General features: G+C 57.6%; 13 protein-coding genes. 9 read left to right on the forward strand and 4 right to left on the reverse strand.

Annotated features, from left to right (window positions below; all coding sequences use genetic code 11):
• The first annotated feature begins 1 nt into the window (after window position 1).
• Together K6T50_RS16275 and K6T50_RS16280 are read left to right on the forward strand one after the other, a co-directional pair.
• Window positions 2–1,252: a ZIP family metal transporter gene (locus K6T50_RS16275; protein ID WP_137685110.1), complete on the forward strand. Its 1,251-nt coding sequence runs from the start codon at window positions 2–4 to the stop codon at window positions 1,250–1,252.
• Between the two features lie 25 nt (window positions 1,253–1,277).
• A complete protein-coding gene (locus tag K6T50_RS16280; RefSeq protein ID WP_103427990.1) occupies window positions 1,278–1,700 on the forward strand; it encodes a cupredoxin domain-containing protein in 423 nt (140 codons plus the stop codon).
• A gap of 46 nt (window positions 1,701–1,746) precedes the next feature.
• Here the strand turns inward: K6T50_RS16280 and K6T50_RS16285 are convergent, their stop codons facing one another.
• Together K6T50_RS16285 and K6T50_RS16290 are read right to left on the reverse strand one after the other, a co-directional pair.
• On the reverse strand, window positions 1,747–2,265 hold the full coding sequence (locus K6T50_RS16285; protein ID WP_137685109.1) for a winged helix-turn-helix transcriptional regulator: 519 nt from the start codon (window positions 2,263–2,265) through the stop codon (window positions 1,747–1,749).
• Window positions 2,262–2,537 (reverse strand): DUF7471 family protein, encoded by a 276-nt coding sequence (locus K6T50_RS16290; RefSeq protein ID WP_225935434.1) that lies wholly within the window; start codon window positions 2,535–2,537, stop codon window positions 2,262–2,264. Before K6T50_RS16290 ends, K6T50_RS16285 begins: the two co-directional genes overlap by 4 nt.
• A 232-nt stretch (window positions 2,538–2,769) precedes the next feature.
• Here K6T50_RS16290 and K6T50_RS16295 point away from each other — a divergent pair, with 232 nt between their 5' ends.
• The 4 genes from K6T50_RS16295 (at window position 2,770) to K6T50_RS16310 (ending at window position 7,090) form a co-directional block, all read left to right on the forward strand.
• Entirely contained in the window at window positions 2,770–3,357 is a 588-nt protein-coding gene (locus tag K6T50_RS16295; RefSeq protein WP_137685107.1) for a methyltransferase family protein, read from the forward strand.
• Between the two features lie 77 nt (window positions 3,358–3,434).
• Entirely contained in the window at window positions 3,435–4,742 is a 1,308-nt protein-coding gene (locus K6T50_RS16300; protein WP_137685106.1) for a DUF7405 family protein, read from the forward strand.
• Window positions 4,729–5,790 carry an iron transporter gene (locus tag K6T50_RS16305; protein ID WP_222609010.1) on the forward strand — a complete coding sequence of 354 codons (1,062 nt, stop codon included), beginning with the start codon at window positions 4,729–4,731 and terminating at the stop codon, window positions 5,788–5,790. Before K6T50_RS16300 ends, K6T50_RS16305 begins: the two co-directional genes overlap by 14 nt.
• Window positions 5,791–6,019: 229 nt before the next feature.
• On the forward strand, window positions 6,020–7,090 hold the full coding sequence (locus K6T50_RS16310) for an iron transporter (RefSeq protein ID WP_137685104.1): 1,071 nt from the start codon (window positions 6,020–6,022) through the stop codon (window positions 7,088–7,090).
• 62 nt (window positions 7,091–7,152) lie between these two features.
• Here the strand turns inward: K6T50_RS16310 and K6T50_RS16315 are convergent, their stop codons facing one another.
• Together K6T50_RS16315 and K6T50_RS19195 are read right to left on the reverse strand one after the other, a co-directional pair.
• Window positions 7,153–8,664 carry a hypothetical protein gene (locus K6T50_RS16315; protein ID WP_137685103.1) on the reverse strand — a complete coding sequence of 504 codons (1,512 nt, stop codon included), beginning with the start codon at window positions 8,662–8,664 and terminating at the stop codon, window positions 7,153–7,155.
• Window positions 8,648–8,914, reverse strand: a complete 267-nt coding sequence (locus tag K6T50_RS19195; RefSeq protein ID WP_137685102.1) for a DNA-binding protein — start codon at window positions 8,912–8,914, stop codon at window positions 8,648–8,650. Before K6T50_RS19195 ends, K6T50_RS16315 begins: the two co-directional genes overlap by 17 nt.
• A gap of 478 nt (window positions 8,915–9,392) precedes the next feature.
• Here K6T50_RS19195 and K6T50_RS16320 point away from each other — a divergent pair, with 478 nt between their 5' ends.
• From K6T50_RS16320 to K6T50_RS16325, 3 genes are all read left to right on the forward strand, one after another.
• The gene (locus K6T50_RS16320) at window positions 9,393–9,797 is read left to right on the forward strand and encodes a DUF7541 family protein (protein WP_137685101.1); all 405 of its coding nucleotides are present in this window, start codon (window positions 9,393–9,395) and stop codon (window positions 9,795–9,797) included.
• Window positions 9,798–9,893: 96 nt separating this feature from the next.
• Window positions 9,894–9,998, forward strand: coding sequence for a hypothetical protein (locus tag K6T50_RS19330; protein WP_425601409.1), 105 nt, complete (start codon window positions 9,894–9,896; stop codon window positions 9,996–9,998).
• Between the two features lie 127 nt (window positions 9,999–10,125).
• Window positions 10,126–12,810 carry a heavy metal translocating P-type ATPase gene (locus K6T50_RS16325; protein WP_137685100.1) on the forward strand — a complete coding sequence of 895 codons (2,685 nt, stop codon included), beginning with the start codon at window positions 10,126–10,128 and terminating at the stop codon, window positions 12,808–12,810.

A 12,810-nucleotide genomic window follows, 5' to 3' on the forward strand; every position in this document is an offset into this window, starting at 1 on the left:
CATGGCGGATAAGACACGAGACACGACGACGGACGGTGGTGTACCAGCTGAGAACGAGATAACACAACCGCTCGGCCTTCCAAAATGGGTCAGTGCGTTACTCCCGATCGTGTTGCTCGTACTCGTCTTAGGCGTGTTTGCGTTCACGTCACCGCTCGCCGGGGTTCAGAGCGGCGAACCACTTCCCGACGTAACGGTCACGCACACGACGCTTCCGAGCGACGAAACGGTCGTCCTGCACGTGACGAATAACGGCCCCGAATCCGTGACGATATCACAGGTCCTCGTCGACGAGGCGTACTGGGATTTCCGGGTCGAAGGAGCCGGTGGTGACCAAACGCTGGCCCCGATGGAAAGTGCGGAGATCGTGATTCCGTATCACTGGAATCCGGGGTGGGACCTCGAGGTCGCGCTCGTGCTCTCTGACGGAGCGACGTTCCACAACACGATCGTCGCGCCGAGTCAGTCGCCCGGGTTTAGCCTCAGTCTGCTCGGGACGCTCGCAGTCATCGGACTGTTCGTCGGCGTCATCCCAGTCGCATTAGGGATGCTCTGGTTCCCCTACATCAAGACGATGAGTGATCGGTGGCTGCACGCCGTGCTCTTGTTCGCGGCCGGCGTACTGGGCTTCTTGGCATTTGACGCCGGGTTCGAAGCGTTCGAACTCGCCGAACGAGTTCCGGGCGCGTACGAGGGCAACCTCTTGGTCGTCTTCGGGATCTTCGGCGCACTCCTGCTCGTCCAGGCGATCAGTGCGTGGCGTGAGGGCCGTGTCGCTGCTGGTGACAGTCGGGCGAGTAGCGGTCTCTGGATCGCCTATCTGGTCGCGATAGGGATCGGCCTGCACAACCTTGCGGAAGGACTTGCTATCGGGAGTTCGTTCGCACTCGGGCGCGTGTCACTCGGCGCATTCCTCGTGATCGGGTTCATGCTCCACAACGTGACGGAAGGTCCGGCTGTCGTCGCGCCGGTCGCCCGCGGGGAACGCCCTTCGCTCAAGCACTTCGCCGCACTCGGGGTGATCGCCGGCGCACCCGTCATCCTCGGGGGCTGGATCGGTAGTCTTGCATACTCGCCGACGATCGGGGCCTTCTTCCTCGCGATCGGGGTTGGCGCAATCCTGCAGGTCGACTGGGAGATCGCGCGAATGGTTCGCGATGCCGGCGGTCGCGTGGCGAGCGCGACGAACCTGCTCGCGTTCCTGCTCGGACTCGGCGTCATGTACGTGACCGATCTCTTCGTTGTCCTCTAATAGGAAAACACTCGTTTCCGTTACAATGGTCTCGAAGTTCTACAACCGACGATCGATATTGCGGCTCAGCACCGCGACCCTAGCGACTCTCAGCACCGCCGGGTGTCTAGGTGGACAGTCATCATCGGCCCAGACTGTCACGATGCCCGGTGATCTCAAATTTGAGCCGAAGACCGCGACGATCGAACCTGGTGAGACGGTTACATGGACGAACGAGAGTGACATCGATCACACGGTCACAGCCTATGAAGACGAGATTCCAGACGACGCCGCGTACTTCGCAAGTGGTGGCTTCGAGTCAGAGCGTGTTGCGAGGAATCGGGTCACCGAGGGACTCATCGCTCCGGGCGAGAACTACGAGCACACGTTCGATCAACCTGGAACGTACGGGTACTTTTGTATCCCACACGAGAGTTCTGGGATGGTCGGGACAGTTCGAGTAAAGTAATCGAACAATCAAGTTCTCGTTCCGACGAAACACATCCGCAAACTCGTCACGAGCCCTCCGCCAGTAGGTTATCGACGAGGCGGGTGAACCGGTCGATCATCCGATCGGGCAGCGAGGGTGTAATCTCTTCGAGGAGACGAGCGGTCTCAGTCGGCTCGGCTGCGACCAGCGTCACGTGATTATTGGCATCTCGGTGTTTCTCGATGAGATTTTGCTCCGTCAAATGATTCAAGTGCCACTCGAGAGTCCCCCGAGCAATCCCGAGAGACTCTGTGACAGCGTCCGGTCTGGATGGCCCCTGTTCGAGAACGCAGAATAAAATGTCGCGTGCTGTTTCCCGGCGAATGACAGCGATTGCTCCCCGCTCCCACGCATCATATTCAGGTGTGTAATAGTGGGTCCGGCCATAGAGAGGTAATTCGATTACTCTCTCTTGATTCTGGAGTTCCCTGAGATGGTACTGTACCTGTCCTGGTGCGAGGTCTAGTCTCCGCGTGAGTGCGTTGAAGTGTTCTCCAGGGTGGGTGGCAATACACTCGTGAATCCGGTCACGTTGGTGTGTCATGTATCCAAATTGGTCTCGTTCGAAATAGTTCGAGAGTGATAGACCGCAGCAATGACGAGCGCGACAAGAATGACATCAAGTCCGTGTTCGAGAAGGTGATGCTCGGCTTGTGAAAACAGGCCGACGATGGTGATCCCCGCAATTGCAGAGCGTCCAAAGAGGGCAGCTAGCGCAGCGACGACTAACAGATATGGACGGGATTGGCGCTGAACGAACGCGCCGATCGCAAGTCCCAGAAGCACCGCTGTACCAGCAGCTGCGATGGTGATCACCGCGAGCAACGGAAGGGACCACGGATCGATGAACCCACTATGAAGTGGGACAAATCCCGCCATCTGGGTTAAATTTGAAACGCAGTTACCTGAGAGCGTCGATTCAAATCACCCCGGATGTTAGAATTGTAGAGAGTGGTTGGTGGTTCTAAACCCCTTTAGAGGCAGCAGTCTCTATGTAGGAACCACGATTGACTCACCTTTTTGTCTTTCACAATCAGGACGTACGCATATGTCCGCATCCTCAGATCGCGCGCTACTGACGACAGTCGTCGCGGATGTCACGCTGATTCTCGGGTATGCGATCAGTGCGGTTCACCCTGACCGTCGAGTGTGGCCCATCGGCGACAGCTCCTGGCGGTGGTGGTTCAATTGGTCAGCGCTCTCCGTCGTGTTCGCTGGGTTTCCCGTGCTGGTCGCGCTTGATCGGGATTCATTCATTTTCACCAAACGCTGGAGCAAACTCGCAGGTAGCGGTATCGCCGCACTCGGGATGGGATTTGCCCTTTCCGCCCTCTTCGAACTCGGGTGGATGGAAAGCAGTGGAAGAGAAGGGGAGCTTCGGACGGACGGTATCTACCAGTACACGCGCAACCCACAGAGCGTGGGATTCATTACGTTCATCGTCGGCGCGATCATCGCAGTGAACTCCAGGAAACTGGCTGTACACGGCGTCTTGACCATCCTTGTGTACGCACTGTTCCCGTTTGCCGAAGAACCGTGGCTGCGAGAGCAGTATGGCCAGGAATACGATGAATACCGCAAGCGGACCCCCCGATTTATCGGGTGGAACTTGGTGAAGAAGCTCTTCACCAGATAGTCCGATACCGGCCTTGAGGGGGAGATTCAAGAACTCTACCAGAACCGCTTTTCCGTTGACTTCCTAACTGCCGGGTAATGAGTGATGAGAGAGGTATCCCTCGTCGAGAATTCCTCAAGTCGGCCATCGCTATCGGAGGAGCAGCGGCATTTAGTGCCTGCCTAGGCCGTGAAGAGGTCGATGTCCCGACGGGCCCGGACGATCTCTCGTCGTATCCACAACGTCAACACGCTTGGAATGAGGTCCTCCCACGGGACGACCATGGGAACGTCATCGCTCCGAGCCATCGTGTGCTCCTCTATTTGAATTACCGACGAGACGGGCAACCGAACGAAGACGACCGCGACCAAGTTGAAACAGCTCTCCGGGGTATCGAACACGCCTACGAGCGAAGCGGGGACGGGTTATTGCTCACGGTGAGTTATTCTCCGGCATACTTTGACCGATTCGACGACTCGCTTCCCGACGACGTTGACCTCCCCGATCCGGAAGCACTTGCTCCGTTCGAGGAACCCGAGTTCGATACGCCCGATGCGGTCGTCCATCTCGCAAGTAACACGGCACAGGTGGTGCTCGGTGCCGAAGAAGCCCTCAAAGGGAACAAATCGACCCTCAACGGTGTCGATCAGCCCGACGCTGCACTGACCGATGTCTTCTCACTCGCCGACCGGCGAACTGGATTTATCGGGGATGGACTCCCGGCGGAGAATGCAGACGATGCGGAGGGTGTTCCGGCCGACAAAGTCCCGGAGGACGCACCCCTGTTTATGGGATTCAAGTCCGGCTTCAAAAAGAACCAGGCCAGTGAAGAACGTGTGACGATCCAGTCGGGGCCGTTCGCCGGTGGCACGACTCAGCATATCTCCAAGCTCCGACTGAACCTCAACCAGTGGTACAACCAGGACGACCGCTGGCAGCGTGAGGCGAAGATGTTCTGTCCGTACCACGCCGAGAACGACGTAGTCGAGGGCACTGGAGACAACCTCGGAACCAGCAGCAAAATCGACGACTGTCAGCCAACGGATGAGACGGCCCGCGAGATGGGCGTCATCGGTCACTCCCAGAAATCTGCCCGCGCTCGCGACGATGATGACTCGCCGCTCATTCTTCGACGTGACTTCGATTCTACCGACGATGGAGCCGCCAGCCTCCACTTCCTTGCGCTCCAGCGACGGATCACCGATTTCGTCGATACGAGAGAAGCGATGAATGGCACTGACGTCACCGAGCAGTCGGCCGTCGGTCAGCGGAATAACAACGGCATCCTACAGTACATTCGTACGGAGCGTCGCGGTAATTTCCTCGTCCCGTCGCGGTCGTTGCGCGCGCTGCCACCTGCCCAGCCGACTGGGGACGCACAGGAGGTGACGCATGAATCGTCGTGACGTGCTCCGAGTGGCCGGGAGCGGTTCACTCGTAGGGCTCGCGGGGTGTGCCGGCCTGTTCGAGACGCAATCGGCACAAGCACCACCGCTTCCCGAGAACCGGCCGGACGCAGTCTACTATCCGACCCACTACGAGGGCATGAAAATGCCTGGAATGAAGGAACAGGGCGGGTACAGGTGTGCGCTCACGTATTCGTATGCGCACCGGTTCTGGCTGATGAAGCCGAATGGGATCACGAAGGTCGAGATTCAATCCGAGGATTCGATCCACCTGATGCCGGTCGTGTGGGAGACACATACGGGGATCATCCCACCCGATATCAATCCGCAGCTCACGATTACACAGAGCGGGGATTCGATTGATCAGTTCGCACCGTGGCCGATGCTCTCCCAGCCGATGGGGTTTCACTTCGGCGATAACGCACAGCTCAAGGGCGACGGTACGTACACTGTCGAGGTGAGTATCGGCGGGCCGTCGACGCGACGGACGGGGTCGCTGGCCGAGAATCAGGGGAACGCCTCGTTCACGTTCGAGTTCGAATTCAGCGAATCGACGCTCAACGAAATCTCGTATACGGACATCCCCGACGACAGAGAAGGCACGAAGGGTGCTGTCGACCTGATGGACATGGAGATGTTACCGAGTTCGCAAGTGCCGACACCGGACGCGCTCCCTGGGGACGTTCGTGGCTCGGGGACGAGTGGGGACGCGAAGTTCGTGGTTACGATCCTCGAAGACGCGTCGCGTTTCGGTGGGGACGAGAATCAGAGGTATCTCGCTGTTTCCCCGCGCACACCCTACAATCGAACGATGCTGCCGATGATGTCGCTATCGGGGACACTGCACCGTGACGGTACGTCAGTGTTCGACGGAATTCTACAGGCGACTATCGATCCAGAGCTCCGCTATCACTACGGAGCGACGGTCGCGGATGTACGGACGGGAGATGAGCTGACGATTACAGTCGATTCGCCCCCACAAACGGCTCGCCATGAAGGATACGAGACAGCCTTCGTTGATATGCCAGATGTGCAGGTGACGTTGTAGTTCCAAAGGTGTCTTTAGAATTCCAACCGAAGCCAAACCTATGGAAGAGAAGCACCTTCTACTGGGGGCGTTACTTGGCGTTGTCTCACTCCTGGTACTCACTGGATTCGTCGTTCGCTTGGCGTAGACAGTCACAGAATGGCCGAGGCTGACAGTTACAGAAACCCCCGGTTGACGACAGCGAGGTCGACTCAATGAATCTACCAAACATACCATCTCAGAGGAGAATATGAATCGGAGAACGTTTCTCAAACAGGGGACTGCTCTCTCGGGTGGCCTAGTGCTGTCTGGTTGCCTGGGGCGGCTCGGATTCGAGACGCAGTCTGCATGGCGTGATCCTCCGCTCGTGGAGGATCGACCTGACGCCGTCTACTATCCTGCCATCATCGAAGGAATGGGAATGTACGGAACGACGACGGCCGGCGATCTCGGATTTGCGCTGATGCATTCCTTCCCGCACCGTTTCTGGAACCTCACTGGCTCACGAAAGACGAAAGTCGTCGTTCAGTCGGATGATTCGGTGCATCTGATGGCGAGTGTCTGGGACACCGAGACGGAGACGATCCTCCCGGTCGACGTCTCTGTCGAAATCAGTAACAGCGACGGTCGAGTGTCCTCAACCAACCTCTGGCCGATGATCTCGCCGAATATGGGGTTCCACTACGGCGACAATATCGCTCTCCCGGGGGAAGGACAGTACGATGTGACGCTCCAGGTCGGCCCCTTGCAGACAGCTCGTACGAATCCATTCCACGGGCGATTTACAGAGGGACAGTCTGCCACGATGCAGTTCACGTTCGATACGGATGAGACGTACAATTTGGAGATTCGCCGGTTAGGCGACAAAGCAGGCACCCGTGGGACAGTCGATCTAATGGACATGGAAATGGTCCCTGAACCGGTCGTACCGACAAAATCCGACCTTCCTGGTCGACTTCTCCATGAAGGGCAATCCGGTGATGCGACGATAGTCGTTGCTCTCGTTGACGGTGACCATCGGTTTAGCGATAGTGACGGTCCCTTCCTGATCGTCTCTCCTCGAACACCTTACAATCGCGTGATGCTCCCGAGGATGGCTCTTTCAGCAACACTCAACCGAGGAGGAGACACAATCACACAAGGGACACTCCAAGCGTCTCTCGATCCCGACCTCGGGAGTTTCTATGGGATGGGTCTTGATGAACTCAAGACGGGCGATACGGTCAGAATCACCGTAGAGACACCACCTCAACTGGCGCGGCACGATGGCTACGAAACCGCGTTCCTCGATATGGAGCCGATTGAGTTCACTGTCGAGTGATCCCTTTCTGGTCAAGCTCTGACCATAGTGTGCGACCAGTGGTCCCCTCGAAACCACCAGAATCAGGGTAGATAAGGGGGCGTCGCTCCGGGAAGTGAGAGAATCCAGAGGCTAATGACGGTGTAACCGATCATCACAATAATGAACGGGTACTGGCTCCGGATCGCGACGAGACGACTCGAGAAGAGTTCGTAGGCGGTCGCGTGCGCTGCCCAGATAGCGAGGAGATGCCCGACGAGCACGTAGGCGATACTCAAGCCCTCGAACCATCCAGGTGGAGATAATGTCAGGGGATTCGCTGGGGGCGACAGTGGGGAGACAATCGCCATCCCTAGGGCTGGACTGAGGGATACGGCCAGTCCGGTGTAGTGAGCGAGGTGATATCCCGCTGCGATGGCCAATAGCGAGGGTGCAAACCGAAAGGCGATGCGTTTTGCTGTAATGTATGTCCCAGTCCGTCGCCGAGAGAGTACACCAGCATACCAATACGCGGCGAAGAAAACGACGTAGCCACTGACGAAAAGGAGTGTGTAGATGAGAATCGCACGAATCTGTACGGCTCCCACTCCAATATTAGAGAGGCTGGCGAGTGCCTCGATAGTTGCTGCGCCCGTCTGCGTCGTGATGAAGCCGCTGTACGTGAGCTCCCAGATTAGCGCAATGACGAACGCGACATCGGAGGTGTCCGTGATTAAGTCTGAATCAGTCAGGTCGCTACCGGGCAGTTTTACGGTGAGCTTCCCATCCCGCCGTTTTACAGGAGCGACAGCCCCGAAGAATCGGAACAGGACGGATAACGGATCTGCGTTCCCGAACCATGCGTTGGGACCGACGAGTACAGCGCCTGCAATTGTGACGACACTGTAGCCGAGGATCACAATCGAAAGAGTTGACGGGATCGTGCTGACAGGGAAAACCACCTCAATCCACACGAGAAGTAATAGGCCACCAACAGCTGGCCATCGGGCTAATTCTTCTGGATACGTCCGGTATCCAGTTGGGAGTAGCGAGACGATTCCTCGCCAGGGGTTCAGCACTGGCCAGAGATTGCCTCCGAGATACGTGAGCATCGGCAAGCCTGCACGAACGACGACGAACGTGACGAGGATGGTGAAGCTCGCTGTCGGGAGTTGTGGGCCCGTCACTCCGAGGTAGACTGCCAGTCCGAGGACGACGATCCCGAGTCCACGTCCGATCCACACAATAGGTGTTCGCCAGTCATCAATTGTTGGACCAGGAAACGACCAGCTGTGGAGATAACGGATAAACGCCCGATCAGTGACGAAACTTGCAAGCAGGGCAGAGGCGCCAATCGTAGCGCCGCCAGTGGCGAGATACAGCCATCGGGGAATGGCAAGTGTATCCCGTGGCTGCTTCGAGAGCGTCATTCCGTTCCCGGCAGCGACTGTTTCGGTAAACAGCGTCAATACCGAGACCCAGGTTACAAACTGAACCAGGAGTCTGAGCTTTGTGTTCGATACGACCCAATTATGGAGCCTCGACTCTGGCCCTGACTCTGTGTGCCCCTCTCTGCGTGCTCCAGAGTTCGTGTCTGAGTCAGGCGACGATGGCATATAGCATTAAGAAACCGAAGTACAGGAGCACAAGGGCTCCAAGTGCTTTCAGACGCAGCGTGCGTAACTCGTCTTCTTCGTCCGCTCTGGCAGAGATGAATGCGTCTTCCTCGTCGGCATCCAACTCTTGGGGATGTTCTAAGCCTTTGTGGAGGACGAGGCGGTCGGTCGTTGGGAACGGATGCCCACAGTAATCACACTCCCCTGCAGGTGAGTCACGCCGTGGAACCGTAGTGCCTTCGTATGACATACTCTCGAAAGCTGTTAATCGGCCGTAGGCCAGTCAGCGTTGAAACCGTTCTGGTTCGACGTTCGAACTTCTCCGCTCGTATATCGACTTACGTGGCGACATCAAGGGCGTATGGTCGGTTACAACAGATCGGCTAACGAAGAACGAAGTTGTACAAACATTTCCTTTGACGGCGTGGAAGTAGCTTTTTGTTCAGAGTGGTTGTCCTCGACCGGGGACTGACTCTCCGCTTCTCGCTCTTCTTCGTAGGCGTCGCAGTAGATGCACATAGAAAAGAGTAGTCAGAGCGCCTCTATAAAACCATTTGACCGAAGATGGGCTATCGCGGAGAATCGGGACTATGGAGCACTACCTGGTTAAGAGTGAGACGTTATACTGCACGAATATTAACTAACGGCTGAATCACTGCCATATTCTATTAACGATGAGGGGATCAATAACAGACGATTTATTATATCGTGAAGCTCAATTCGAGATAATGAGCGATCCATCTGACTCGGACGCAACCTTCACCGGATCGAGTCCATGGCCACTCTTCGTCGCGATTGGATTTGCTCTCTCGGAGGTCGGTGTCGTCCTCGGGCTTCGGCCTGTCTCTGTTGCGGGACTGTTGTTGTTCGTCGGATCTGTCGCTGGCATTCTCACAGAGGCGGAGTATATCGCTGAGCCAGCGAAAGCAGCAGGTGTTCAAGGACTCATCCTTGTCGGTCTCGGTGTCTTGTTGATCACACAGAACCAGACCGGGACGACAATCCGCGGTCAATCGATTGCGATCGCTGGAATCCTGTGTCTCGTTGGTGCACTTGTCTGGGTAGGCTTCGTTCGGAGGGAAACCCGCGCCACGGTAGCGACAGCGGAGACATCGGAAACAACATCTGATTGAGGGACCGTACTACAGTAGAATTCGCTACAACAAGAGAGAGATCACGTTCGTGGTTCTACTTGCCATCAGAATCGGTAGGGGGCGATAATGAGTCCGATGAGTACCAATGGTGATGTGGTCAGCGCCGGTCTCATCGTGTGTGGAGTCCGTACGCTTCTCCTCGAGATCAAACACGGCGAGTATCGACCAATCCGGACTTAGGTCCGGGGAATGGGACGGATTATCGGCCGATTTAATAACTCGTCCCGAATACTTTATTAGATACTACCATAATAAGGGGTTTTAGTAGCAGCCGATTTAATAAGTCTGTAGTAGCTAGCAGGACGTAATGACCTCACCTGACGAGGAATCCCACGACGGGAGTGGTGAACCACCGGATCACACCCACGACCACGGAGCGGATTCTCACGAGCAGGGTCATACACATGACCACGATCACAAGGATCACGAGCACGACAATCACACTGGACAAGATGGTGATGACGTTGCCCCATCGATAGACCAGGGAGACGTTGCACAGTTCTCCGTCCCGGAGATGGACTGCCCATCCTGTGCAGGAAAGGTCGAAAACAGCGTCGGAAAGCTAAACGGAATCCGGAGCGTCGACCCGCAAGTGACGACAGGGACGTTGACCGTCTCGTACGACGGCGAGCAAACGAGTGCCACCGCGATTGCTAATCGGGTTGAAAAGGCCGGGTACACGGTGGAGGACACTGGCGAGGTCACCTCGAAATTCACGGTTCCGGAGATGGATTGTCCGTCGTGTGCGGGCAAAATCGAAAACGCCCTTGACCGGGTTGGTGGAGTGACAACATACGAGACGCAGCCGACGACCGGAACCGTCGTCGTCACGTACGATTCGTCGCGGGCTGGGGAAGCTGACGTCATCGACGCGATCGAAAGCGCTGGGTACGAGGTCACGGATACGACAGGCGACGAATCGGGGCGTCAGGAAGCGAGCGGAGAGCGCGAGAGCATCTGGACAAGTTCGCGCGCACTCAAGACGTGGGTGAGCGGTGGATTCGTCGCCTTCGGCTTACTCTTCGAGTTCTTCCTGACCGGCCAGAATATACAGATCGCAGGTCTTCTCGGGACGGATCTACTGGTCGCTGACGTCCTGTTTCTGATTGCAGTGGCCACCGGCGGCCAGGAGATCCTTCGCAACGGCTACTACTCGGCGCGGAATCTGAACCTCGATATCGACTTCCTGATGTCGGTGGCTATCCTCGGCGCACTCGTTGCGAGTCTTGTCTTCGGTGAGGCACTCTACTTCGAGGCCGCCACCCTCGCGTTCCTGTTCAGCATCGCGGAACTGCTGGAGCGCTACTCGATGGACCGTGCCCGAAACTCCCTCCGCGAACTAATGGATCTCTCACCGGATGAAGCAACCGTCAAGCGGAACGGGAGCACGGAGACGATTCCCGTCGACGAGGTCGCCGTGGGAGACATCGTCGTCGTCAAGCCAGGGGAGAAAATCCCGATGGACGGAAGCGTCATCGACGGTGAGAGCGCCGTCAACCAGGCACCGATCACGGGTGAAAGCGTCCCTGTCGACAAGACGACGGGCGACGAGGTGTACGCCGGCACTATCAACGAGGAGGGGTATCTCGAGGTCGAGGTCACCTCCGAGGCCGGCGACAACACGCTCTCCCGCATCGTGGAGATGGTTGAGGACGCCCAGTCGAACAAGACCGAACGCGAACAGTTCGTTGAGCGCTTCTCGACGTACTACACGCCAGTCGTCGTCGGCTTCGCCATCCTGACGACGGTAGCAAGCCCGTACATCTTCGGCACGACCTGGTCCACGGCCGTCGTCTACGGACTGACGCTGTTGGTGTTGGCCTGTCCATGTGCGTTTGTCATCTCGACGCCTGTCTCGGTGGTGTCGGGAATTACGAGCGCCGCGAAGAACGGCGTCCTGATCAAGGGCGGGAATCACCTCGAAGCGATGGGTGCGGTCGATGTCGTCGCGTTCGACAAGACGGGAACACTGACGAAGGGTGAGCTCACCGTCACCGACGTCGTTCCCCTAAACGGGAACTCGGAGGAGGACGTGCTCCGGTGTGCACGGGGACTCGAACAACGGAGTGAACACCCCATCGGCGAGGCAATCGTCGCCGAAGCCGGCAGCGCAGGGGTCACCGAGCGCGAGGTCGATGACTTCGAGAGCATCACCGGAAAGGGTGTTCGTGCCGATATCGACGGTACTCCGCACTTCGCAGGCAAACCGGGTCTGTTTGAGGAGTTAGATTTCGATCTTTCGCACGTACACGCGACGACCGACGGTGGCGTCGTGACACAGACAGCCCGGCAGATGTGTGACCGGAACAACTGTCTCGATCTCCTCGAGGAGACCGTTCCCGAACTCCAGGCTGAAGGCAAGACCGTCGTCCTCGTTGGGACCGAAGACGAACTCGAGGGCGTCATCGCGGTCGCCGACGAGATTCGGCCGGAAGCGAAGCGAACGGTGACGCGACTGAAGCAACTCGGTGTCTCCCGAACCGTGATGCTGACGGGGGACAACGAACGGACTGCCCGCGCGATCGCCGACCAGGTCGGTGTCGACGAGTACCAGGCCGAACTACTCCCCGAGGACAAGGTGACGGCGATCGAGGAGCTCGTCGAGGAGTACGACGGCGTTGCGATGGTCGGAGACGGCATCAATGACGCACCGGCGCTCGCCACTGCCACGGTCGGCGTGGCGATGGGGGCTGCCGGGACTGATACCGCATTGGAGACCGCGGACATCGCCCTGATGGGTGATGACCTCGCGAAGCTTCCGTACCTCTACGAACTCGCAAACGATGCGAACGGTGTCATCCGGCAGAACATCTGGTCGAGTCTCGCTGTCAAAGCCGGGCTGGCGGTCGCAGTCCCGTTCGGATACGTCCCGATTTGGCTCGCTGTCCTCGCTGGGGATGCCGGGATGACGACGGCCGTTACCGGGAACGCGATGCGACTCTCTCGAATCACGCCAGACACAGACACCGAAACCAACGCTTCGGAGGGGTAA

The organism is Halobaculum magnesiiphilum (assembly GCF_019823105.1).
GTDB classification, from domain to species: domain Archaea; phylum Halobacteriota; class Halobacteria; order Halobacteriales; family Haloferacaceae; genus Halobaculum; species Halobaculum magnesiiphilum.